We start from the raw sequence: 23854 nt of genomic DNA on the forward strand, positions 1-23854 counted from the left end.
GGGTCTGAAGCTACCGCCGATGCCTGTCGATGTCCCTACATCCCGGCTCCTCGCCCTTTCTTACGGTTTGGTTGATGGAAACCAAACCATACAAGGCCTGGCGAAGCCAGTTCCTCGGGTGCCCTGGCATGGCCTGCTCCGCGGCAGTCTGATGCCCTGCGCGCCACCGGCTTCAAGCGATGCGCTTGGCACTCGACGTCATGAAGAGCGGGGTGTGGGCCTTTCCGCGATTACCAGTCGCCGCCGTTGCGATTGGGCCCCAGCTGCAGGCCGTCGATGCCGGCCACCGGCCAGGCACCGATCGCGTGGCAGGCATGGCCCGGCGCGACCAACGGTCCGCGCCGGGGCACGCCGTCGGACGCGCGCACCAGCACCTCGACGGAATCCGCCGCGCGGCCACAGCTCACATCGATGCGGTGCAGGCCCGGCGCGTCCACCGGCAGGTCGATCTCCCAGAAGCCCGGTGCGCCCGCGCGCATGGGGTGCGGGGCGGCATCGTCCAGCGCGGCCATCATGGGCGCGTCGGCAGCGCCGAAGCGTCGGGCCACCACGCGCATCACGCCCGGCCGCGGCACCTGCCGGGCCTGCGAGGCCCGCGTGACCAGCCGAAGATCGCAGGGCGCGACGATCTGCACATGCGGCCAGCACGCGCTCAGTGGCCGGAAGCGCCAGCTCGGCACGCCGTCGTGCACGCACACCACCGAGAAGCCGGGCGCGCCACCGCCCTCCTCGATCTGGGCCGTCGAGCGGGTGGCGCCGTAGACCACCGCGCCGTCATTGAGCAGCTCGTTGTAGTGGGTGTGGCCGGTGTCGACGAAGGGCACACGTGCATCGGCAAAGAGCCGGGCCAGCGCCTCGCCATCGGCGGCCATGTCGCCGGGATAGCAGTGCATGAACACCAGCGGCACCTCGCCCGCCGCCTCGGCCAGCGCCAGCTGGCGGGCGATGCGGTGGCGGTGGTGCGAGTTCAGTCGGAAGTCCGGGCCGCCCGCGCCGCTGCCGACCACGTCCACGAAGATGCAGCGGTGGCCGGCGATCACCTCGTGCTCCGGCCGCTGCGCCGGCGCGAAAGCGGCCTCGTAGGCGGCCAGGCTGCCGCCCTCGAAGTCATGGTCGCCCGGGATCACGCGCCAGGGCAGCGCGAGCGGGCCCAGCGCCTCGGTGATGGCGGCGTACTGCGCGGGCGTCGCATGGTTGGCGTTGTCGCCGGGCAGGTAGACGAAGTCGGCCGCACGCGCATGGGCGTTGAGCTCGTCGACGATGGCCTGCAGTCGCGGCCGGGCGGCCCAGCCGTCGGCCTCGTCCATGTGCAGGTCGCCGATGTGGATCCAGGCGATGGAGGAAGGATGAGCGGAAGAATCTTTCATGACGAAGCAACTCCCAAGGCGGGCTGGCCGGCATGCGGTTCGCACACGCCCGCGCAGGCCGGCCGCAGCATCGTGGCGAAGCCGATCCACAGCGCCAGCGACGCGAGCGCGAAGCCGCCCAGCACATAGAAGGCGACCTGGTAGCCGAAGAGCTGGGCCAGCCAGCCGCCGATGGCGGGCGACAGGCTGGCGCCCAGGCCCTGTACCGTCATCACCGCGCCCTGGCCCACGTTGACGCGGCCGGTGCCGTCGAGCAGGCAGGCCACGAGGCCCGGCACGGCCACGCTCTGCAGGCCGGCGCCGATGCCATCGAGCGCCTGCACGGGCCACACGCCCCAGCTGTCGATCACGCTGCCGGCGATCAGGCCGCGCAGTGGCAGCGAGGCGAAGGAGACCAGCATCACCAGCCAGTAGCCTCGCGAGGCCGACAGGCGCATGGCAGCCAGGGCGGTGACGATCATGACGGCCTGCGCCACCACCACCGTGAGCGCGGTGAACATGGCCGGGTTGCCCTTGCCGGCGCCGACCACCGCCAGGCCATACAGCGGCAGCATGGCGCCGTTGCCCAGATGGAAGCAGGCCAGCGCCGCGGCCAGGATCAGGAGCGGCCGGTTCTGCAGCAGCGTGCGCAGGCCCTGGGCCTGGCTGTCGTCGGCCGCGGCGGCCTTGCCGTCGTGTGGTCCTTCAAGACCGCGCGCGGCGCGGTGGTCGATGGTCCGCTCGGGAATGGCCAGCACCGAGAGGATGGCGAACACGCCGAACAGCGCCGCCAGGAAGAAGATGGCCGGCATGCCGTAGCGAAAGCCCAGCCAGCCCGACAGCGCCGCGCCCACCATGTTGCCCGCGTGGTTCCAGGCCTGGTTGCGGCCGTTCTGCGCATTGAAGCCGCGCTGGCGCACCACGCCCAGCGTGATGCCGGCCATCGCCGGGCCGATGGCCGCCCCGGCGATGGCCGTCGCCACCTGGCTGATCGTGACCACCCACCCCGCCTGCGACCAGAGGATGAGGAAGGAGGCCAGCACCGTGCAGATGCCGGTGATCACCACCACCCAGCGCTTGCGCGCCGTGTGGTCGATGAAGGCGCCCGCCGGCACCGTCATGAGCATGCCGGCCACGCCGCCGGCCGTCATCACCGAGCCGATGGCGCCCGGCTGCCAGCCGCGCTGCTGCAGGAAGACGCCGAGGAAGGGCCCGATGCCGGCCTGCATGTCGGCCATGAAGAAGTTGAGCGCGCACAGCGCGCGCGTGGCGCGGCGCTTGTCCCCGCCCGACGCATCCCCGACGGCTGCATTCGCGGAAGCCGCGAGGGTGGGCGAGCTGCTCATCGGGGAGGTCTCCGGTTGCGTGGGTCAGCCGATCAGGAGCCGCGCCCCGATGGCCAGGACGAGGGCGGGCGGCATGACCACCACGCCCACCTTCAGGAAGCGGAAGAAGCCCACGTCGTCGCCCTCGCGGCGGATGGCCGCCAGCCACAGGATGGTCGCGAGCGAGCCGGTGATCGACAGGTTGGGGCCCAGGTCCACGCCGATCAGCGTGGCGTCGATCACCACCTGCGGCGGCCTGGCCTGCTGCAGCACCGTGCTGGCCAGCAGGCCTGCCGGCAGGTTGTTGACGACGTTGGAACCCACGGCAAGCACGGTGCCGACCACCGCCGCGGCGCCATGCACACTGCTCTGCACGCCGGCCATGAGCCACTGGGCCAGGGCCGCGATCACGCCCGTCTGCCGCAACGCCTCCACCAGCACGAACAGGCCCGCCACCAGCGGAAGCACGCTCCACGAGATGTCCTTGACCAGCGGCCACGGGTTGGCCCGGTCGCGCACCAGCACCACGGCCGCCGTCAGCCCGCCCATGATGGCCGTGGGCAGGCCCAGGTCGATGCCCTTGAAGGACACCGTCATCAGCACGACGGCCGTCACCACCAGCGCGCCCAGCGCCGTCCAGCCGCCGGCATGCAGGGGCTCGACCTCGACGCGCGGCTCGCAGCCGCCGGCCAGTTCCTTGCGCATGACCAGGCGCAGGCAGACGTAGGTGGCACCGATGGCCAGCAGCGAGGGCAGGCCGAAGCTCTTGATCCATGGCCACAGCGAGGGCACATGCGCGCCATAGAGCACCAGGTTGGCCGGGTTGGAAATCGGCAGCACGAAGCTCGCCGCATTGGCGATGAAGGCGCAGATGAACAGGTACGGCAGCGCCGGTGTGCGGGCCTTGCGCGCCGCCGCATACACCGCCGGCGTCAGCACCACGGCCGTGGCGTCGTTGGAGAGGAAGGCGGTGATGACCGCGCCGATGGCGTAGACCAGCGTGAACAGCCGCATCTGCGAGCCACCGGCCATATTCACGGCATGGCCGGCCACCCAGTCGAACAGCCCCTCGCGCCGCGCCGTCTCGGACAACAGCATCATGCCGATCAGGAAGAGGTAGACGTCGTTGCCCTTGGCGACGGCGCCCAGCGCCTCGTGCGCCGGCAACAACCCGAGCACGACGACGAGGGCCGCGCCGGCCACGGCCCAGATGGCCTCGGGCAGCTTGAAGGGCCGGATCAGCACGCCGGCCGTGGTGGCAGCGGCGATGGCCCAGATGGTGAGGTGGGAAGACAGCATGAAGGATTCAAGAGGCGCCGGTAGCCGGAGCGGCCGGCAGCGCCGCACGCGAAACATGGAAGCGGGCGATCATCGCAAGCCCGAGCCGGGCCAATACCGACAGCGCCGTGCAGGCCAGCGTGATCGCCAGCAGCCAGCGCTCGGTGGCGTGGGCCTGGGCGTTGCGCTGGTCGAGCAGCTCGGATTCGGCGACGCGCATCTCGGCCACCACGGCGCGAACCTCGTCCATGGTGCGCTTGCCTTCGTCGCGCAGCACGAGGGCGCGGGCGGCCTCCAGGCCCTGGTTGCGGCGGGCCTGCACCGTCTCGTGCAGCTCGGCCAGCTTCAGGGCCACGGCGTATTCGAGCCGGTCCACGCGCCGCTGCTGCACGGCGCTGTCGCTCACCAGCGCGCGCAGCCGGTTGGCCAGCGGCCCGATCTGCGCCAGGGCGCGGTCATAGGGTTCGAGGTAGCGGTCTTCGCCGGTGATGATGAACCCGCGCTGGCCAGTCTCGGCATCGATGGCGTAAACGAGCGTGGATTCGAGCGTGGTCAGCACCTGGTAGGTGTGCTCGATGGAGGCGCGTTGCGACAGCAGCAGTTGGTGGTAGCGAAAGGACAGGATGCCGGCGACCACCAGCAGCGCGACGAAGGGCGCCGAGCGCAGCAGGCTGCGGAGATCGGGGTCGCCGGGAAGTCGCATGGCAGGAGGCTTGGGACGGGGTGTGACAGCAGAACGCCGTTGTCGCTCCAAGAAGCGTGCCAAAGGCGGGGACACGTCAGATCAAGCACTTGGCCGCGCGGGAGACTCGCCGATGCATGAAAGGCAGACGGCGGGCTGTCCATAAAACGGACAGCCCGCCGCCGAAGAACAGGCCGCACGCGGGCGTGCCCTGCAGGATCAGCGCTTGCTCAGCGCCTGACGACCCTGCTCCTCGTCCGCCTTCAGCGGCACGAAGATGCTCCATTCCTCTTCGGGATTCTTCTTGTAGCGCACATGCTTCTTGTCGAGGTCGAACTCGTAGTACGGGTAGACCTCGCGCAGGTTGAAGAAGGTGGCGGGCGCGAAGAACAGGATGTCCAGGGCCAGGTAGCCGCCGTTGAACTTGAGCGGCAGGATGCCGTAGAAGGGCTCCTTGCCGGGCGCCTCGGCCTTGAACTCGTAGTTGCCGAAGCTGGTGGTGGAGAAGCGCTCGGAGCGCGGGGTGGTGGTCTCCTTGGAGGTCGCGATGCTCACCTGGGCATCGGGCTGGACGGTCGTGATGTGGGTCATCGCGGTGCAGGCGGCCAGGGGCACGGTGGCCGCCAGCGCCAGCAGACGGGCTGCTTTCTTCATGGTTCTCGGGGTGTGTTGTCTTGACTCTTCCGGACACGCCTGGCGGCGCGCCGGCTCCTCGTGCCTCGGGCTCCCTCGCCTCGGGCGGCCGGCAGTTTAGGAGGCATGGCTGCTGCGCTGGCGCCCAAACGTCCTACGGCCGTGACATTGGCCACAGATGTTTGGCTCATGAAGAACCAACGATTCGGTCGTTCGTGCCGGGCCCCGTTCTTTCCACAATGGATGGCCCAGCGCCTTGACCCGCATCAGAAGCGCGAAGAACACAACCATAGGGCCCCGCCGCCATGAATTTCCAGCAACTGCGCTCGGTCCGCGAAGCCGTGCGCCGCAACTTCAACCTCACCGAGGTGGCCCAGGTGCTGCACACCTCCCAGCCCGGCGTGAGCCGGCAGATCCGCGAACTGGAACAGGAGCTGGGCATCGAGCTGTTCATCCGCGTCGGCAAGCGCCTGACCGGCCTGACCGAGCCCGGCAGCCATGTGCTGCCCATCATCGAACGGCTGCTGGTCGAGAGCGGCAACCTGCGCAAGGCCGGCGAGGAATTCGCCACCCAGAACGAAGGCCTGCTGTCCATCGCGGCCACGCATTCGCAGGCGCGCTACGCGCTGCCCGAGGCGGTGCAGGACTTCCGCCGCCAGTTCCCCTCGGTGCGGCTGCACATCCACCAGGGCTCGCCGCGGCAGATCGCGCAGATGCTGCTGGAGGGCGAGGCCGACGTGGGCATCGCCACCGAGGCGCTGGCCGACTATCCGCAACTGGCCGCGCTGCCCAGCTACCGCTGGACCCATGCCGTGATCGCGCCGCCGGGCCATCCGGTGCTGGCCGAGCCCCTCACGCTACAGTCGCTGGCGAAGCATCCGCTCATCACCTACGACAACGGCTTCACCGGCCGCCAGCGCATCGACGACGCCTTCGCCCAGGCGGGCGTGCAGGCCGACATCGCCCTGGCCGCGATGGACGCGGACGTCATCAAGACCTACGTGCAGCTGGGCATGGGCGTGGGCATCGTCGCCGGCGTGGCCTTCGAGGCCGAGCGCGACACCGGCCTGCGCGCGGTGGATGCCGGCGCCCTGTTCGGCATCAACCACACGCGGCTGGCCGTGCACCGGGGCAGCTACCTGCGGCGCTATGTGTATGCCTTCATCGAATCGTTCTCGCCGACGTTGACGCGCGAGGTGGTGGAGGCCGCCGTGCGCGGCGAGTCGGGCGAAACCACCGCCGTGGTGCCGCCGGGCGATGGTGCGGCCGATGCCCTGGAAGAGGCCTCGGGGCAGCGCCAACCCTGGCCCCTGGCCGCTTGAGTCGTACCTGCGAGCGCGCAGGGCACGCGCACCCGCGCCAGCGTCGGCCTGGCCCCGGCGCACGTCGCCGGTCGCGGTCTCAGGCCTGGCCGCGCTCCTTGAGGATGCCGCCTGCGATACCCATCGCATGGTTCGCGGTCGGCACGCCGCAGTAGATCGCAGCCATCAGGATCACTTCCTTGATCTCGTCCGGCGTGAGCCGCGAATCGTCCCGCCCGTCCAGCGCCGCGCGCACATGCAGCGCGAATTCCTCCCAGGCGTGCAGGCCCAGCATCATCGACAGCACCATGAAGCGCCGCGTGCGGTCGCCCAGGGCCGGACGGCCCCAGATGTCGTTCCACGCATGCCGCGTGATCAGTTCCTGGAACTCGGTGTTGAAGGCGGTGCGTCCGGTCAGCGAGCGGTCCACCCAGTCGTCGCCCAGCACGCGGCGCCGCTGCTGCAGGCCGCGCGCATAGCCGTCGCCTTGCTCGGCGGCCGGCTCGCCGGTACCGGGCGCCATGCAGCGGTCGCGCACGAAGGCCCGCAGCAGGCGGGCGAAGGCCTCGGGCTGCTCGACGGCACCGATGTGGGACGCCTGCGGCAGCACGGCCAGCTCGGCCCCGGGCACGGCCTGCGCGATGGCCTGCGACATGCCCAGCGGCGTGCCCTCGTCCCGCGCACCGGCGATCACCAGCACCGGACAGCCCACGGACGGCAGCCCATCGCGCCAGTCCACGTCGCGCACCGCCTCGCAGCAGGCCGCATAGCCGGCCGGCGAGGTCGCCAGCAGCGTGGCACGGGCCTGCGCCACGGCCTCGGGCCGGGCCGCCCGGAAGTCGGCGTGGAAGTAGCGGCCCATCACGGCGTCGGCGATGGCGGCCATGCCCTCGCGGCGCACGGTGGCGATGCGGGCATCCCAGAGCGCGCGTCCGGCGTCGGGATAGTGCGCGGTGCTGTGGGCCACCACCAGGCCGCGCAACAGCGACGGATGGCGAATGGCCAGCCCCATGCCGACCATGGCCCCCATCGAGATGCCGACCCACACCACGGGCTCGCGCGCCACCTCGCGCAGCAGGGCGGCGGCGGCCTCCACCAGCGCGTCCATGCTGCCGGGGCCCTGCAGCGGCGGCGAGCCGCCATGCCCCGGATGGTCGAAGGCCAGGATGCGGGCCTGCGGGCCGACCTGCGCGCGCAGGGGCGCCCAGGCCTCGCGGTCCATGCCCAGGGCATGGCTGAGCACCAGCAGCGGGCCGCTGCCGCCGTCGTGCAAGGTGTAGGAAAGCAGGGACGTCATGGTGTTCGGGGCAGTGCGAAGTTCAGGATGGGTCCTCGGGATCATCGCCGTCCTCGTGCAGCCATTGCAGGCATTGCCGCGCCGAGGCCTCGACGGCCCGCTCCAGGTCGCAGGCCGCATGCAGCGCCGCCTGCAGGGCCGCACGCTGTCCGGGCGGCAGCGCCAGCACGCAGGCGTCCGCGCACAGCAACTCAGGCAGGGGCGTCTTCGTGGCCATCGCCTGCGGCCCCAGCGACTGGATGCGCGCGCGGGCGGCCTGCGGGCCCAGCGCCTTCGCCAGCGCCTGCGTGAGCGATTCCGAATGCACCAGCCCCCAGGTGCGGCCGATGTTTTCGGCCATGCGGGACGCATCCACCCGCAGGCCGGCCAGGGCGTCGCGGATGGCGCTGGTGGCACCGAAGACCTGGATCCACAGCTGGGGCCACACGGCGACCTCGGCCTGCCATTCGCCCAGTGCACGTTCATGAGCATGCGCCATGGTGGCCAGCAGCGTGGCCGCGATGCCGGGCACGGGCGCGCAGGCCGCGATGGCCTGCATGCAGGCCACCGGATTGCGCTTGTGCGGCATGGCGCTGGAGCCACCGCGGGCCGAGCCCTGCGCTGCCTCGCCGGGGCCCGGTCCCTCGGCCACCTCGTCTATCTCGGCCTGCGAGAGCAGGGCCAGGTCTTTGGCGATCTTGGCCAGCGAGCCCGCCAGCACCGCGGCCTCCAGGCCCAGGCGCAACCAGGTGTCGCGCTGCGTGTGCCAGCTGCCCGCTGGCGCGGCCAGGCCCAGCAGCGCCGCCATGCGGGCCGCGACGCGCTCGCCCGCCTCACCCATGGCCGAGCGGTTGCCCACGGCGCCGCCGAGTTGCAGCGCCAGGGCCTGCACCGCCAGGGCCTGCAAGCGGACATGGCTGCGCTGCAGCGGCAGCAGCCAGCCGGCGCACTTGAGGCCCCAGCTGGTCACCTGGGCCGGCTGCAGCAGCGTGCGGGCCAGCATGGGCGTGCGCGCATGGTCCGCCGCCTGTTGCCGCAGCAGCGCGATGGCCTCCTCCAGCGCCGCGAGCAACGGCGCCAGCGCGGCGCGCGTCATCAGCACCTGGGCGGTGTCGACCACGTCCTGTGTGGTCGCACCCTTGTGCAGATGGCGGGCGGCATCGCCCGCGCCGCGCGCCTGCAGCGCCTGCGTCACCATGGCCACCAGCGGCACGGCCATGGCACCGCCGTGGCGGGCGGCGTCGGTCAGCGCCTGCGCGTCCAGCACGAGGCCGGCGCAGGCATCCGCAATGGCTTCGGCCGCGTCGGCGGGGATCAGGCCCTCCTCGGCCTGTGCCCGGGCCAGGGCCGACTCGAAGTCGAGCATGGCGCGGCACAGCGCCTCGTCATCGAACAGGCCGCGGGCAGCGGCGGGCAGGAGGGCATGGGCGAAGGCGTTCACGGGCAGGCGGTGCGGACGACGGAACCCGTCAGATGCTCGCGCCCGAGGCGCGGACCACGGCGGCCCACTTGCGCGACTCCTGCTGGATGCGCGCGGCGTACTGGGTGGCGTCGCCGAGCAGCGGCTCGGCGCCTTCGACGCCCAGCTTGGACTGGAAGGCCGGCGTGCCCGCCACCTGCAGGATCTGCCGGCCCAGCGCCGCCACCTGCGGTGCCGGCGTGGCGCGCGGCGCCAGCAGGCCATAGGTGAGCGTGCTCTCGAAGCCGGTCAGCGCCGCGATGCCCGATTCGGCCAGCGTGGGCACCTGGGGCAACTGGGCCAGGCGCCGGCTGCTGGTCACCGCCAGTGCGCGCAGCTTGCCGCCGGCCACCAGCGTCTGGGCGGGTGGGATCACGCTGAACATCATCTGCACCTGGCCGCCCACGAGGTCGGTCAAGGCGGGGCTGGTTCCCTTGTAAGGGATGTGGCTCATCTTCACGCCCAGGGCATCGGCCAGCATCTCGGCCGTGAGATGGCCGCCGGTGCCGGAGCCGCTGGAGGCGAAGGCGTACTGCCCGTTGGCCTGGCGGATCGCCTCCACCAACTGCGGCACCGTGCGCACCGGCGAGCTCTCGGGCACCACCAGCATCAGCGCCGAACTGGCGAACATCGCCACCGGCGCCAGGTCCTTCTGCACGTCGAACTTGAGGCCCTTGTAGAGCGCCGGGTTGATGGAGACCGTGCCGGTGTGCCCCAGGAGCAGCGTGGTGCCGTCGGCCGGCGCGCGCACCACGGCCTCGGTGCCGATGTTGCCGCCCGCGCCGGCCTTGTTGTCGACCAGCCAGGTGCGGCCGAAGGTCGAGCTCAACCCGTTGGCCAATTGCCGCGCCAGCACGTCGTTGCCGCCACCGGGCGCGAAGGGCACCACGATGCGCACGGGCCGGCCGCCCTCCTGGGCCCAGGCCGGGGCAGCGGCCAGGGCAGACAGGGCCAGCCACTGGCGGCGGGTGCAGGAAGGGATGGGGCGCATGGCGGTCTCCGGGTTCGTTCTAGGAAAGGAGCGAGTCTGCGCGGTTCGGAACAAAGAAAAAACCAGATATGGCGACTTTCACACCACACATAATGTTGGAGATGGAGACCGCCTTCCTGAACACCTTCCTGCTGGTCGCGCGCCGGGGCTCCATGTCCGAGGCCGCGCGGCAGCTGGACCTGAGCCCCACGGCCGTGGCGCAGCAGATGCGGGTGCTGGAGCGGGAGCTGGGCACGCCGCTGCTGCTGCGCGCCGGCCGCACGGTGCGCCCCACCGAGGCGGGCGACCGGCTCATCGAACGGGCCGAAGCGCTGGTGCGCGACGCCGGCCAGTTGCGCGCCTGGGTGCATGGCCAGGCACTGCAGCACGAGCTGCGCGTCGGCACCCTGGCCACCGTGCTGCACAGCGCACTGCCGGACATCCTGCAGGCCTTCGCGCAGCGCCATCCGCAAACCCGGGTGTCGATCCGCGCGGGGCTGGCGAGCCAGCTGTACGAGATGGTGGCCGAAGGCGGGGTGGACCTGGCCCTGACGCTGCGGCCGGCCTTCGACCTCGCCAAGCCCTTCTGCTGGCAGCCCCTGCGCGAGGAAGCGCTGGTCCTGCTCGCGCCCGCCGCGCTTGCGGGCCAGGACCCGATGCAGCTGCTGCGGGAAGAGCCGCTGATCCGCTACGACCGGACGCTGGGCGGCGGCAAGCTGGCGGACCAGTTCCTGCGCGATGCCGGCATCGCGCCCAGGGAGCGCTTCGAGCTGAACTCGCTGCTGGCCGTGGCCATGATGGTGGCCCGCGGGCTGGGCGTGTCGATGGTGCCGGACATCGACGCGCCCTTCATGCGCGAGCCGACCCTGGCCCGCATCGCGCTACCGCAGGCACGCACGCGTCGTGCCCTGGGCCTGCTGTGGCTGCGTGCCTCGCCGCGCCAGACGCTCGTATTGAACTTCGGCGAGTGCGCCACCGCAGCCATGCGGCCGGCGCCTTGAGACGGTGTGAGCGAACCCGCCATGTCCGCACGGTCGCTCATGGGCGCTTGCCGACGGACTTGGCAACCTCCCGCAGGATGCGCTTGCGCACCTTCTTGCCCTGGGTGACCAGCAGCCGGATGTTCACGTCATGGCGCTGCTCCGGCGCCATGGACTTCCAGGATTTGATTTCGGAGCGAAGGCGGCCGCATCCCAGGCATCGCGCCTTGTCCGGGCTCAGTTCGCATTGCCCGATGCAGGGCGTCGCCGTCAGAAGAATGGTCATTGCCGAACACGCTGCCACTGGGCGGCGGGCAGCGCAATCGGACACAGGCAAAAAAAAGACCCGCACGAGGCGGGTCCAAGGAGACAGCCGACTTTCGTCGGCCCCGCGAATTCGCGGCCCGCTCCCCAGCGAGTACCCCGAAGATCCCCGGCGGGCGCGAAGAGCACCCTGGAGAGCAATCTACCCGTGCGGGCGGTCAAGACCTACGAAGGAAAACGCGCTTGGTTATGCGGCAGATACCGGGGCCATCATGCGCGGGCAGTGTGCCGACGCACTGCGCCAGATCAAGGGTCGCCCATAGCGGCCATGGCCGCCGGCCCACCTCAGCGCCGCGCCACGAAGTCGATCTCGACCCGCGCGCCCTTGGCCAGCCCGGTCACGCCCACGCAGGTGCGCGCCGGCAGGCGGCCGGGCGGGAAGTGGCTGCGGTAGGCCTCGTTCATGCGCGCGTAGTCCTCGTCGAAGTGGGTCAGGAAGATGCGGGCCGACAGCACGTGGGCCAGGCCCAGGCCGCAGCCTTCGAGCACCGTCTTCAGGTTGGCCATCACCGCATGGGTCTGGGCCTCGATGCCCTCGGGATAGCCGCTGTCCAGGTCCGTGCCGGTGAAGGGCATCTGGCCCGTGACGAAGACCCAGCCGTCGCATTCGACGGCATGGCTGAAGGGCGCGACCGGGTCCGGCGCGCCACTGATCATGTGGAAGATGGGGTTCATGGGTCAGGCTCCTGAAAGTGAGTCGATGGAGGGAAGAGAAGGAATGGCATGCCCGCGCGGTGGAAGGCCGGCGCCAGGGTGCGTGGCATGTGTCTTGCGACGCGGTCGTGTTGCCTTGCAGGGATCCCGACGTTGCAGCTCGAACAGTTCACGACCGAGTCCTACCCGGTGCACCAGCGCCCGCAGGCGTGGCGTGCCGCACTCGAGCCGCACCAGCTTCGCGCCTGCGAGACGCCCTCGGCCGCGCCGCTGCACGGCCGGCTGGCAGCGGGTCGGACGGCGCGCGGCGTGGGCCTGGCGCGCGTGGCCTCCTCGCCGCAGACGCTGGAGCCGCTGCACGGCGACGCGGGCCATGTGTGGATCGCGCTGCTGCAGGCCGGCGAGGCGCATCTGCAGCCCGGCGACGGCCAGCCGGCCCTTGCCCTCGCCGCGGGCGATGTGGTGTGGGGCGCCACGCGCAGCGCGGCGCAGTTGGTGTTCCAGACGGACTTCCGCCAGTTCCACGTCTCGCTGCCCGCGCGTGCCTTCCCCGCCGGCCTGCGGGGCGGCCAGGGCACGGCCCTGGGCCACCTGCCCGGGCGCAGCGGCATGGGCCGCCTGCTGGCCGGCACCCTCGGCGCGCTGGAGGACGCTCTCGACAGCCTGGGCGACGACGACATCGCGCCGCTGGAACATTCGCTGTCCGAGCTCATCGCCGCACGCATGGCCGCGCGGCCGGGCGACGCCCCCGCCGGCATCAGCAACACGCAGGCCGCAACGTTCCGGCGCGTGTGCCAGTTCATCGAAGGGGCGCTGAGCGACCCCGCGCTCTCGCTGGCGGCGGTGGCCGCCCAGGAGCGCGTCTCCGAGCGCCTGGTGCAGAAGCTCTTCGAAGGCCAGGGCCTGACCTTCACCACCTACCTGCGCCAGCGCCGGCTGGAGCGCTGCCGCGCCGACCTGGCCAACCGCCAGTACGGCCACCTGTCGATCTCGGACATCTGCTTCCGCTGGGGCTTCAACGACGCGGCCCATTTCAGCCATGCCTTCCGCGACCGCTACCGCATGTCGCCGCGGCAGTACCGGCAGCAGGCCAACGAGGCCAGCCAGCAGAGCCTGCGCAAGCGCATCCAGCGCGGCTGGCCCTCGGGCTATTTCGAGTCGGGCGGCCGGTCCGAGCCGCAGGCCGATGCGCCACGCGGCGCGCCCGGCGGTGCGGCGAGCGCACAGGCACCGGCCCCCTCGGCCGCCGCCGGCCAGACCGGCCGCCACCACCACCTGCCGGCCACGCCCGAGACCATCCACTGGGGCTACTTCAGCCGCACCATCCCGCCGGTGCTCACCGTGGCCTCGGGCGACATCGTGACCATCGAGACGCTGACCCAGCATGCGTACGACGACCACGAGCGCATGATCAAGGGCGACTCGGGCGCCGAGCGCGTCTTCCACTGGACGCGCGAGCACAAGGCGGTGGACCGGCGCGGCGCCGGCCCCACCGACGCCTTCATCTACGGCCGCGGCAACGGCGAGGGTTTCGGCGTGCACATCTGCACCGGCCCCGTGGCGGTGCAGGGGGCCGAGCCGGGCGACGTGCTGGAGGTGCGCATCCTCGACCTCGCGCCCCGCCTGGCCGCCAATGCGCGCTACGAAGGCCGTGCCTTCGGCAGCAATGCGGCCGCCTGGTGGGGTTTCCATTACGACGACCTGATCGAGGAGCCCAGGCCGCGCGAGGTCATCACCATCTACGAGGTGGACTGCCACCCCGGGCGCATGTGTGCCCATGCCGTCTACAACTTCCGCTGGACGCCGCAGCGCGATCCGCACGGCGTGCTGCACACCACCATCGACTACCCCGGCGTGCCGATCGACCGCAGTGCCATCGTCGAGAACCACGGCGTGCTGGAGGGCGTGAAGATCCCGGTGCGGCCGCACTTCGGCGTCATCGCGCTGGCACCGGCCGAGACGGGGCTGGTGGATTCGATCCCGCCCTCCTCCTTCGGCGGCAACCTCGACAACTGGCGCATCGCCAAGGGCGCCACGGTGTACCTGCGGGTGGCGGTCGACGGTGGCCTGCTGTCGGTGGGCGATCCGCATGCGTCGCAGGGCGACAGCGAGCTGTGCGGCACCGCCATCGAATGCTCGCTGACCGGCGTGTTCCAGCTCGTCCTGCACAAGGCCAAAGATCTGCGCGATGAGCCCTATGCCGACATCGACTACCCGCTGGTCGAGACGGCCGACGAATGGGTGCTGCACGGCTTTTCGCATCCCAACTACCTGCAGGAGTTCGGCGACCGGGCGCGCAGCCTGGTGTACGAGAAGTCCTCGCTGGACCCGGCCATGCGCGACGCCTTCCGCAAGACACGGCGCTTCCTCATGACGGCCATGGGGCTGACGGAGGACGAGGCCATCTCGCTGATGTCGGTCGCCGTGGACTTCGGCGTCACGCAGGTGGTGGATGGCAACTGGGGGGTGCATGCCGTGATCCGCAAGGCCCTGTTCGCGGAGCGGCTGGCGAAGGCCCGGACCGGCGCCTCCTCCCGCGCCTGACCCTGGCGGCACGTCGCCGGCCGCGCGCTCAGCGCGGCCCGAAGACGCACTTGCGGATGGACCCGTGCACGCCCCAGTTGCCGTCCACCACCTGGGTCACGCCGAAGTCGGCCGCCACGGACATGAGGGCGATGGCCTCGTCCTCGCTGAGCTTGTGCACCGTCATCAGGAAGCGCCGCAGCTTGCGGAAGGCGTCGCGCATGGCCGGGTCGAGCGAGGCGGTTTCGGCCACCGTGGTCTGGCCCTCGGGGCCCAGCGTCGCCAGGTAGTTGGCATAGGTGAAGCCGTACACCGACCACAGCTCGTCGGTCTCCAGCAGCGGATGGTCCAGGCCTTCGAGCACGGTGCCGGGAAGGTCGGCCTTCTTGTGCAGCACCAGATCGAACTCGCCCGTCAGCGAGCATTCGATGGCCGTGCCGCCGAGTTCGCTGTCGCCCTGGGCCGCGTGTGGGTCGCCCACCGAGAAGTAGGCACCGGCCACTGCCACGGGGTAGTACATGCGCGCGCCCTTGCCCACGCGCCAGTCGTCGATGTTGCCGCCGCTGTAGCTGGGCGGGATGGAGCTGACGAAGTCGGCCTCGGCCGGCGCCAGCCCCATGGTGCCGAAATGCAGCCGGGCGGGCACCTGCACGTTGCGCAGGACGTCCTCGCGTCGGCGCACCGTGGCCGGGTCCACCTTCACGCCGGGATAGTCGATGGTGGGATGCACCACGCCGTCGGGGTCGGTCTGCGGCGTCCACACGTAGTTGTAGACGGCGCGTGCCGTGGGCTCGGCGGTGGTGTCCAGCTCGAAGATGGTGATCACCTCGCGCGGCTTGGGCTCCTCGATCAGGTCGCGGTACTGGAAACCCCAGGAGGCCGCCGCGTTGGAGCCGAAGCTGCGGCCCAGGAAGGCATGGTTGCAGCTGGGGCGCGGCATCACGTCGAGGATGCGCACCTCCAGCACGTCGCCCGGCTCGGCGCCTTCCACCACCACCGGACCGGTCAGCAGGTGCACGCCCACTCCCTCGCCTTCGCCATAGGTGAAGGGGCCGGTGGTGGGCCCGGCGCCGCGGCGCGGAACGGCCTTGTGCTCGCAGGTCCAGGCGAACACCGATTCGGCGCCCGGGTCGCCGGCCACCATGCGCTCGTGGTCGTCGTTGGCATGGTGGGTCAACGTCTCGATGGTGACGCGGTCGCCCGAGCGCACGGTGAGCGCGGGCGCCACGGCCTTGCTGAAGTAACCCCAGTGCACCGTTTGGGGAGAGACACGGAGAAGGTGATGCATCGTCGGTTCTGCAGGAAAGAAGGAGGATCGATGGTCAGCGCTCGGCCGCCATCACGTTGAGGAAGCGGGCCGTCTGCGGATGCTGTGGCCGGGTGAGGACCTCGCGCGCGGGCCCGCTCTCGACGATGCGGCCGCCCGCCAGGAAGACCACGCGGTCGGCCACGTCGGCCGCGAAATGCAGCTGGTGGGTGGAGATGACCAGCGCCAGCCCGCCGTCCTGCGCCAGGGAGCGGATCACCTCCAGCACCTCGTTGACCAGGGCCGGGTCGAGCGCGGAGGTGGGCTCGTCCATCAGCAGCACGCGCGGCCCGGGCGCGATGGCCCGTGCGATGGCGACGCGCTGCTGCTGGCCGCCCGACAGGTGCCGCGGCAGCGCATCGGCGCGGTGCGACAGGCCCACGCGTGCCAGCAGCTCGCGCGCCCGCTGCTCGGCCCGCTCGGCCGTCCAGCCATGCACCCAGCGCAGCGGCCCGGCGATGTTCTCGAGCGCCGACAGATGCGCGAACAGGTTGAACTGCTGGAACACCATGCCCACGCCCACCCGGGCCCGCTCGCGCGCCAGGTCGGCCGGGCTCATGCGCTCGCCGCCGGCCTGGTAGCCCAGGCGCTGGCCATCGACCACGATGTGGCCGGCGTCCCAGTCCTCCAGGTGGCTGATGCAGCGCAGCAGCGTGCTCTTGCCCGAGCCGCTGGGCCCGAGCAGGGCCACCACCTCGCCCACGGCGACGTCGAGCGCCAGGTCCGCCAGCACCGTCTGGCCGCCGTAGGTCTTGCTGAGCCCGCTGACGCGGACCACGGTCGGCGCCTGGGCCAGCACGGCCGCGCGCTCGGCACGGGCGGCGTCCGAGGCGCCGGTGGTCGTGCGCGGACTCTCATCGTCATGCCCGACTGACAGCTCCGGGGCCGGCGTGGCCGCCAGCACCGGCGCGCGCCGCCAGGGAAGCCAGCGCGCCAGGCCCTGCAGCGTGGCCTGCCGGTCGAGGTCGAAGCGTGCCTCCAGGCACAGCTGCACGAGGCTGATGCCGCCGGTCAGCACCAGGTACAGCAGGCCCGAGGCGAAGAAGACGGAGAAGAAGTCGAAGGTGGACGAGGCCAGCTGCGTGCTGCGCAGCGTCAGCTCCTGCACCGCGATGACCGAGGCCAGCGACGAGTTCTTGAGCGTGCTCACCGCCTCGTTGCCCATGGCCGGCAGCATGGCGCGCAGGGCCTGCGGCGCGATGATGCGGCGCATGAGCATGCGCGGCGTCAGGCCCAGCGCCTGCCCGGCCAGCACCTGGCCGCGCTCCACGCCGAGCACGCCCGAGCGCACCATCTCGGCGATGAAGGTGGCCTCGTTGAAGGCCAGCGCCAGCCCGGCCGCCACCAGGCCCGGCATGCGGATGCCCACGTGCGGCAGCGCGTCGTAGAAGAACACCATCTGCAGGATCAGCGGCGTGCCGCGGAAGATCACCGCATAGGCGCGGGCGAAGGCGGCCAGCGGGCGGAACCGGCTGAGCTGCATCGCCGCCAGCAGCAGCCCGATCAGGGCCCCGCCGGCCAGGCCGATGGCCGTCGCCGCGAGCGTGAATCCGATGCCCCACAGCAGGTAGGGCATCGTCAGGTAGTGAAGAAACAGGTCCATCGGGCCACTCCCGGGCGGCCGGGGCCGCCCGGGACCAGGTCATCTCACTTGGCCAGGACCAGGCGCGGGGCTTCGAGGTTCTCGACCGGCAGGCCGTTCTTCTTGAGCATCTCGGCGTGCGCGCCGGACTTCTGCAGCGCCACCAGCGCGGCCATCACGGCATCGCGGAAGTCGGTCTTGCCCTTGGGCACGGCGATGCCCACCGAGTAGGGAATGGTCACGGCCAGGGCCTTCTCCAGCTTGTCGGGATAGGCCTTGACGGCGCTGTCGACGGTGTTGACGTCGTTGATGTAGGTGTCGGCGCGGCCGGCCAGGATGGCCTGGATGCAGTTCTGGTTGTTGTCGTAGAGCTGGATCTGCGGCTCGGGCTTGCCCGCGGCCTTGCACTGCGCGGCCAGGGCCTGGATCAGCGGCACCTCCACATAGCCGGTGTTCTCGGCCGCGACGGTGCCGCACAGCGAGGTGTCGATGCCGGTGATCTTCTTGGGGTTGCCCTTGGCCACCAGCACGCCGTCGAACACCTTGGAATAGGTGATGAAGTCGGCCGCCTTGGCGCGCTCCTCGGTGGCGTAGATGTCGGAGATGACGATGTCGGCCTGGCCCGACTGAAGCGTGGTGAGCAGCGCCGCGAAGGTCACGGGCTTGTAGCTCACCTTGAAGCCCAGGCAGGCGCCGATCGTCTCGCCCAGGTCGATGTCGAAGCCGATGTAGCGCTCGGGATTCTTGGGGTCGATGGTCTCGTAGCCGGGCGTGTGCGGATTGATGGCGTTGACCAGCGTCTTGCCCTTGAACTGCGGGTACTTGGCCTGCAGCGCCGCGCATTCGCCGGGCGTGGGAAAGACCTCGGCATGGGCCGCGCCGGCGGCACCCAGCGCCAGGGCGACGGTGCCCAGGGCAGTGGCCAGCAGCCGGCGCAGGCGCACCGGCCAGGCAGGGCGGGACGGGCGCTGGCCCGGGACGACGAGGGGGCTGTTCATGGGACGGAAACTCCTGGTGAGGCGGCCCGGCCGGACACCATGTCCGGCTTTGCTGCACCGCGTCAAACCAGTTTAGGAACGGCCTCCCGTGCGCACTTGTCTGGGAGCGCACGAGTCCTTGTGTGGCGCACCTCCCGGTGCCGGGCCGTCCGACCCGACCGCCCCGCTACCCCGCCCGCCGCGCGTCCGCCAGCCGCCGCACCACCGCCACCAGCCGGTCCACCTCCTCCATCGTGTTGTAGAAGGCCAGCGAGGGCCGCACGGTGGTCTCCACGCCAAAACGACGCAGGATCGGCTGCGCACAGTGGTGGCCCGTGCGCACGGCGATGCCTTCCTCGTTGAGGGCGCGGCCGACCTCCTCGGTGCTGTAGCCGGCCAGCACGAAGGACATCACGCTGGCCTTGTCCGCCGCGGTGCCGATCAGGCGCACGCCGCGCACCTCGCCCAGTTGCTGCATGCCGTGGCACAGCAGCGCATGCTCCCAGTGGGCGATGTTCTCCATGCCCAGGCGCTGCACGTAGTCGATGGCGGCGCCCAGGCCCACCGCGTCGGCAATGTTGCCGGTGCCGGCCTCGAACGTGTTGGGCAGCGGCTGGAACACCGTCTTCTCGAAAGTGACGTCGGTAATCATGTTGCCGCCGCCCTGCCAGGGCGGCATGTCCTCCAGCACCTCGCGTTTGCCCCACAGGGCACCGATGCCGGTGGGCCCGAAGACCTTGTGGCCCGAGAAGACGAAGAAGTCGGCCCCGATGTCCTGCACATCCACCCGCATGTGCGACACCGACTGGGCGCCGTCCACCAGCGCCCTGGCACCCGCCCGGTGCGCGAGATCGACGATCTGCTTGACCGGCACCACGGTGCCCAGCGCGTTGGACACCTGCGTGACCGAGACGATCTTCGTGCGGTCGTTCAACAGCTTCTGGTACTCGTCCAGGCGCACCTGCCCACTGTCGTCCACCGGGATCACGCGCAGCTTCGCCCCCTTGGCCGCCGCAAGCTGCTGCCAGGGCACGATGTTGGCGTGGTGCTCCAGATGGCTGACGATGATCTCGTCGCCCTCGCCCACGTGCTGCCAGCCCCAGCTCTTGGCCACCAGGTTGATGGCCTCGGTGGTGCCGCGCACGAAGATCACCTCGTTCACGTCCGGCGCGTTGAGGAAGGCGCGCACCTTCTCGCGCGCCGCCTCGTAGGCGTCGGTGGCCCGCGCGGCGAGCGCATGCGCGGCGCGGTGGATGTTGGAGTTCTCGTGCTCGTAGAAGTACGAGAGCCGCTCGATCACCGACCGGGGCTTGTGCGTGGTGGCCGCGTTGTCCAGCCAGGCCAGCGGCCGGCCGTTGACGCGCTCGGCCAAGATGGGGAAGTCGCGCCGCACCGCATGCACGTCGAAAGGCGGATGCCGGTCGGCAGCGCCCGCGTGCGAAGGCTGGCGCGCGCCGGGCGTGGCGGGGGTGCGGTAGCCGCTGGGCAGCACGACCGGGTCCACGAAGTAGAAGCGCGGTTCGGCCGACGGCGGTGCCGGCGGCTGGGCGCCTGCCGCCGTGGCCGGCGTCGCACGCGGCACCTCGGGCGTGGCGAAGGGCAGTTGCGCCAGCGCATCCAGCGGATCGCCCGCGAGCGGCGCCTGCGCCGGCTGAGGCGCGCCGCCGGGCGAGGGATGCCCGTGCCCGTCGGCCAGGAAGTAGAAGGGTGCGCCGGCCGAAGCCAGCGGATGGCGCTGCGCCTGCGAGGCGGCCGCGGCGTGGCCTTCGGGCACACCCTGCACCCCGCTGCCCAGCCGCGGCTCGTAGCCGGGCACGGTGGTCAGCACCGTGTCGGGCACGCCGTTGCCGGCCGTCGCATGCGGGGCCAGCGCAGGTGCGCGATGCGCCAGCGAGAGCACCGGCGTGGGCGAGGCCGGCAGCAGGTTGCTGCCCGGCACCTGCCCCTGCGGAATCGGCGTGCCGGGCACCGAAGGCCCCAGCCCGGCAGGGCTGGCCAGCGGCGAGCCCGGTGGCGCGATGTTGACCGGTGCCTGCACGCCCGGCACGCTCAGCGGCAGGCTGGCCGCCGACAGGGCGGAGGACGGCGGCGTGGGCGACACGCCCGCCAGGCCGGGCGCCAAGGGCGAGCGCAACGCATCGCCCGCCTCGCCCGGCAAGGCGGCGAACAGCGCATTGGCCATGCGCGCCAGCACGGCTGGATCGATGGGTGCCTCGAAGGCGCCCGGGACTGCGGTCATGCCTGTCACCCGCCCTTACTTGTAGGTGTCCAGGACCGAGTAGTCGTGGTAGCGGTTGACTTCCACGTCGTCCAGCACGGCCAGCGCGTCGCGGGTGAGCACAGCCAGCGAGCAGTACTGCGAGATCAGGTAGGACGCGATGGCATGGTTGTTGATGCCCATGAAGCGCACCGACAGGCCGGGACCCTGCTCGCCGGGCACGCCGGGCTGGTACAGGCCGACGACGCCCTGGCGCTTGTCGCCCACGCGCAGCAGGATGAACTTGGTCTTGCCGTCGGCCACCGGCACCTTGTCCGAGGGGATCAGCGGGATGCCGCGCCAGGTGATGAACTGCGAGCCGAACAGGCTCACGGTGGGCGGCGGCGTGCCGCGGCGCGTGGCCTCGCGCGCGAAGGCCGCGATGCCCAGCGGATGGGTGAGGAAGAAGGCCGGCTCCTTCCAGACCTTGGTGAGCAGCTCGTCCAGGTCGTCGGGCGTGGGCGCGCCGCTGAGCGGAAAGATGCGCTGCTCGTCCGTCACCTGCGACAGCAGGCCGTAGTCCGGGTTGTTGATCAGCTCGCTTTCCTGGTTCTCCTTGATCGTCTCGATCGTCAGGCGAAGCTGTTCCTTGATCTGGTCATGCGGGCTGCTGTAGAGGTCGGAGACGCGGGTGTGCACGTCCAGCACGGTGCTGACGGCATTGAGGAAGTACTCGCGTGGATGCTCCTCGTAGTCCACCCAGGTGCGCGGCAGCTGGTTCTCGGACTCCTTGGCGGTGCAGGTGACCTTGATCGCCTCGGGGTTCTTGACCTTGTTCAGGCGGTAGATGCCCGCCTCCACCGGCACCCACTGCAGCAGGTGCGTCAGCCAGCGCGGGCTGATCGTCTCGAGCTGGGGAACGGTCTTGGTGGCATTGGCCAGCTGTCTTGCGGCGATGTCGCCCAATGCGGCGGTGCCGCCCACGGTTGCGCTCATGAAGGAACTCCGGTGCTCAGTGAAGAAAGAGGGAGGGCAGGTGGAACGGGCCGCTGTCCAACGCGGCCGCCACAGGCTGCTGACGGCGGGAAGTGTCTGTGCCGGTGCGTGGCGCCATCAACTGGCTATAGCCGCCAAGTTGATGCGTTGCGCGATGCGGTGCCGGCCGGTCTGCTCGCAGCGCACCAGCAGCGTGGCCAGGTTGAGCTCCAGCGCCGCGGCCAGCTTCTGCGCCGTGGCCAGCGAAGCCACCACGCGGCCGCGCTCGACCTCGCCCACATAGCTGCGATTGAGTTCGGAGCGGGCCGCCAGCTCTTCCTGCGACCAGTGCTGCTGCTCGCGCAGCTGGCGCACCGTCAGCCCGAACAGTTCCACCAGTTCGGCTACCGCGGCCTCGCGGATGGCCCGGGACGCCTCGGCAGGTGCCGCCCAGCCGTTGGACGATGGCAAGGTGCTCACGCCGCGGCTCCGTTGCGCAGCGTGGCCTGGGTGACGCTGGCGCCCGGCGGCACGTCGTCGATGACCCAGACGTTGCCGCCGATCACCGCCCCGCGGCCGATGGTGACCCGCCCGAGGATGGTGGCACCGGCATAGATGACGACGTCGTCCTCCACCACCGGATGCCGCGGCAGGCCCTTGCGCAGCGCGCCGTTCTCGTCGGTGGGAAAGCGCTTGGCCCCCAGCGTGACGGCCTGGTAGAGCCGCACCCGCTCGCCGATGATGGCCGTCTCGCCGATCACGACGCCCGTGCCGTGGTCGATGAAGAAGGCGGCCCCGATCTGCGCGCCCGGGTGGATGTCGATGCCGGTGGCCGCATGCGACTGCTCGGCCACGATGCGGGCGAGCAGCGGCAGCCCCAGGCCATACAGCGCATGGGCGAGCCGGTGGTGGATCAGTGCCAGCACGCCCGGATAGCACAGCAGCACCTCGTCCACGCTGCGCGCCGCCGGGTCGCCCTGAAAGGCCGCCTGCACGTCGGAATCCAGCAGGCGGCGAATCTGCGGCAACTGCGCGGCGAAAGCACGCACCGCGGACTCGGCGCGGCCCTGCACATCGGCGTGCGTGACGGTCTCGTCGTGCCGCAGCGCATGCGAGACCTCCAGCCGGGCCTGTTCCAGTAGCGCCTGCAGGGCGGTCTCGAGGGTGTAGCCGACGTAGAAATCCTCACCGTCGTGCCGCAGCTCGGGCGGCCCGAGCCGCATGGGAAACAGCGCGCCCTGCAACTGCTCCAGGATCGCCGCCAGCGCCGTGCGCGAGGGCAGCTCGCGGCCGCCGGGTTCACGCGAGCGTCGGTGCGTAGCGCGCCAGTCGGCGCGCGCCTCGTGCAGGGCGCGCACCACGCCCTCGATGTCGAACTCCGCCATGTGGCCTCCCTCATTCGTTCAATGCGCTGCTGCGTCTGCCGGCACTGGAGCGCGTGCGCGCGGGTTCGATGGCCCGGGCGTCACACGCGCAGCCGAAGCCGCCGGCGCTGGCGTGTTCAGTCCTGCACCCAGGGCAGGCCGTGGAAGCGCCACCCGTCCGCGTGCCCGCGCTGTTGCCGCGCGTCGAGCTCGCCCTCGAAGCCTTCGAGCACGTTGAACACATGCCGGAAGCCCGCCTTGGCCGCGGCCTCGGCCGCCTGCGCACTGCGCTTGCCGCTGCGGCACAGCAGCAGCACCGTGGCGTCCTTGCCGCCGACCTTGGCTTCGAGCTCGCGCACGAAGCGCGGGTTGCGGGTGAGCGATGTGCCGGTGGCCCAGGGCACATGCACGCTGCCTTCCACATGCCCGACGAACTTGCGCTCTTCGGCCGTGCGCACATCCACCAGTTGGGCCTGCCCGGCCTGAACCAGCGTCCAGGCCACGGGCGGCTGGACGCCGCCGGCGTAGGGAAGGTTGAGTTCGGCCGCCAGCGCCTGCGCCTGTTCCAGGGCGGCGGGCAGCGGCGGGGTCTGGCGAAGAGGGGCTTCGCTGTCGATCGGCATGGTCGCGGGTTCCTTGTCTGTGGTTGTCTGTCCGGTGGCGATGGCCATCACTCTAGGCGGCCGACCCCGGAACGCAAAC

Annotated in this window: 20 protein-coding genes and 1 pseudogene; 3 read left to right on the forward strand and 18 right to left on the reverse strand. The window is 71.0% G+C overall.

Going from position 1 to position 23854, the window contains the following annotated elements; all coding sequences use genetic code 11:
* Window positions 1-230: 230 nt before the first annotated feature.
* The 5 genes from ABIC63_RS20545 to ABIC63_RS20565 all read right to left on the reverse strand — a co-directional run bounded on the left by ABIC63_RS20545 (window position 231) and on the right by ABIC63_RS20565 (window position 5285).
* Window positions 231-1367, reverse strand: coding sequence for a metallophosphoesterase family protein (locus ABIC63_RS20545; RefSeq protein WP_354321150.1), 1137 nt, complete (start codon window positions 1365-1367; stop codon window positions 231-233).
* Entirely contained in the window at window positions 1364-2692 is a 1329-nt protein-coding gene (locus ABIC63_RS20550) for an MFS transporter (RefSeq protein ID WP_354321151.1), read from the reverse strand. The genes ABIC63_RS20545 and ABIC63_RS20550 overlap by 4 nt, the downstream gene beginning before the upstream one ends.
* A gap of 24 nt (window positions 2693-2716) precedes the next feature.
* Window positions 2717-3967, reverse strand: coding sequence for an arsenic transporter (locus tag ABIC63_RS20555; RefSeq protein WP_502935898.1), 1251 nt, complete (start codon window positions 3965-3967; stop codon window positions 2717-2719).
* Window positions 3968-3977: 10 nt separating this feature from the next.
* The gene (locus ABIC63_RS20560) at window positions 3978-4652 is read right to left on the reverse strand and encodes a CHASE3 domain-containing protein (RefSeq protein WP_294370854.1); all 675 of its coding nucleotides are present in this window, start codon (window positions 4650-4652) and stop codon (window positions 3978-3980) included.
* Between the two features lie 198 nt (window positions 4653-4850).
* A complete protein-coding gene (locus tag ABIC63_RS20565; RefSeq protein ID WP_354321153.1) occupies window positions 4851-5285 on the reverse strand; it encodes a hypothetical protein in 435 nt (144 codons plus the stop codon).
* A 284-nt stretch (window positions 5286-5569) separates the two neighbouring features.
* On the opposite strand from ABIC63_RS20565, the gene ABIC63_RS20570 reads away from it, so the two are divergent.
* Entirely contained in the window at window positions 5570-6586 is a 1017-nt protein-coding gene (locus ABIC63_RS20570; protein ID WP_354321154.1) for a CysB family HTH-type transcriptional regulator, read from the forward strand.
* Between the two features lie 79 nt (window positions 6587-6665).
* On the opposite strand, the gene ABIC63_RS20575 is transcribed toward ABIC63_RS20570, so the two are convergent.
* Genes ABIC63_RS20575 through ABIC63_RS20585 form a run of 3 tightly spaced genes read right to left on the reverse strand, consistent with a single transcriptional unit; the run spans window position 6666 to window position 10291 of the window.
* Entirely contained in the window at window positions 6666-7862 is a 1197-nt protein-coding gene (locus ABIC63_RS20575) for an alpha/beta fold hydrolase (RefSeq protein WP_354321155.1), read from the reverse strand.
* Between the two features lie 22 nt (window positions 7863-7884).
* Complete coding sequence (locus ABIC63_RS20580) at window positions 7885-9282, reverse strand: lyase family protein (protein ID WP_354321156.1); 1398 nt, start codon at window positions 9280-9282, stop codon at window positions 7885-7887.
* A 28-nt stretch (window positions 9283-9310) separates the two neighbouring features.
* On the reverse strand, window positions 9311-10291 hold the full coding sequence (locus tag ABIC63_RS20585) for a Bug family tripartite tricarboxylate transporter substrate binding protein (RefSeq protein ID WP_294370866.1): 981 nt from the start codon (window positions 10289-10291) through the stop codon (window positions 9311-9313).
* 101 nt (window positions 10292-10392) lie between these two features.
* On the opposite strand from ABIC63_RS20585, the gene ABIC63_RS20590 reads away from it, so the two are divergent.
* On the forward strand, window positions 10393-11271 hold the full coding sequence (locus tag ABIC63_RS20590) for a LysR family transcriptional regulator (RefSeq protein ID WP_294370869.1): 879 nt from the start codon (window positions 10393-10395) through the stop codon (window positions 11269-11271).
* Between the two features lie 37 nt (window positions 11272-11308).
* On the opposite strand, the gene ABIC63_RS20595 is transcribed toward ABIC63_RS20590, so the two are convergent.
* Together ABIC63_RS20595 and ABIC63_RS20600 are read right to left on the reverse strand one after the other, a co-directional pair.
* Window positions 11309-11536 carry a DUF1289 domain-containing protein gene (locus tag ABIC63_RS20595; protein ID WP_255697487.1) on the reverse strand — a complete coding sequence of 76 codons (228 nt, stop codon included), beginning with the start codon at window positions 11534-11536 and terminating at the stop codon, window positions 11309-11311.
* Window positions 11537-11859: 323 nt separating this feature from the next.
* Window positions 11860-12249, reverse strand: coding sequence for a RidA family protein (locus tag ABIC63_RS20600; protein ID WP_295381474.1), 390 nt, complete (start codon window positions 12247-12249; stop codon window positions 11860-11862).
* A 132-nt stretch (window positions 12250-12381) separates the two neighbouring features.
* Between ABIC63_RS20600 and ABIC63_RS20605 the strand changes: the two genes are divergently transcribed.
* Window positions 12382-14772: an acetamidase/formamidase family protein gene (locus ABIC63_RS20605; protein ID WP_354321157.1), complete on the forward strand. Its 2391-nt coding sequence runs from the start codon at window positions 12382-12384 to the stop codon at window positions 14770-14772.
* Between the two features lie 28 nt (window positions 14773-14800).
* Here the strand turns inward: ABIC63_RS20605 and ABIC63_RS29935 are convergent.
* The 8 genes and pseudogenes from ABIC63_RS29935 to ABIC63_RS20640 all read right to left on the reverse strand — a co-directional run.
* A pseudogene (locus ABIC63_RS29935) lies at window positions 14801-16036 on the reverse strand (acetamidase/formamidase family protein); the annotation flags it as partial.
* Window positions 16037-16073: 37 nt separating this feature from the next.
* Window positions 16074-17660: an amino acid ABC transporter permease/ATP-binding protein gene (locus tag ABIC63_RS29940; protein WP_502935896.1), complete on the reverse strand. Its 1587-nt coding sequence runs from the start codon at window positions 17658-17660 to the stop codon at window positions 16074-16076.
* Between the two features lie 44 nt (window positions 17661-17704).
* Window positions 17705-18637 (reverse strand): ABC transporter substrate-binding protein, encoded by a 933-nt coding sequence (locus ABIC63_RS20615; RefSeq protein WP_294370889.1) that lies wholly within the window; start codon window positions 18635-18637, stop codon window positions 17705-17707.
* A 166-nt stretch (window positions 18638-18803) separates the two neighbouring features.
* On the reverse strand, window positions 18804-20855 hold the full coding sequence (locus tag ABIC63_RS20620) for a family 2A encapsulin nanocompartment cargo protein cysteine desulfurase (RefSeq protein WP_354321158.1): 2052 nt from the start codon (window positions 20853-20855) through the stop codon (window positions 18804-18806).
* Window positions 20856-20870: 15 nt separating this feature from the next.
* Window positions 20871-21809 (reverse strand): family 2A encapsulin nanocompartment shell protein, encoded by a 939-nt coding sequence (locus ABIC63_RS20625; RefSeq protein WP_354321159.1) that lies wholly within the window; start codon window positions 21807-21809, stop codon window positions 20871-20873.
* A gap of 117 nt (window positions 21810-21926) precedes the next feature.
* Window positions 21927-22268, reverse strand: coding sequence for a helix-turn-helix domain-containing protein (locus tag ABIC63_RS20630; protein WP_502935897.1), 342 nt, complete (start codon window positions 22266-22268; stop codon window positions 21927-21929).
* Window positions 22265-23173: a serine O-acetyltransferase EpsC gene (epsC, locus tag ABIC63_RS20635; RefSeq protein WP_354321160.1), complete on the reverse strand. Its 909-nt coding sequence runs from the start codon at window positions 23171-23173 to the stop codon at window positions 22265-22267. The genes ABIC63_RS20630 and epsC overlap by 4 nt, the downstream gene beginning before the upstream one ends.
* A 116-nt stretch (window positions 23174-23289) precedes the next feature.
* A complete protein-coding gene (locus ABIC63_RS20640; RefSeq protein ID WP_354321161.1) occupies window positions 23290-23775 on the reverse strand; it encodes a rhodanese-like domain-containing protein in 486 nt (161 codons plus the stop codon).
* Window positions 23776-23854 lie beyond the last annotated feature (79 nt).

This window comes from Pseudacidovorax sp. 1753, assembly GCF_040544975.1.
GTDB lineage: Bacteria > Pseudomonadota > Gammaproteobacteria > Burkholderiales > Burkholderiaceae_C > Xenophilus.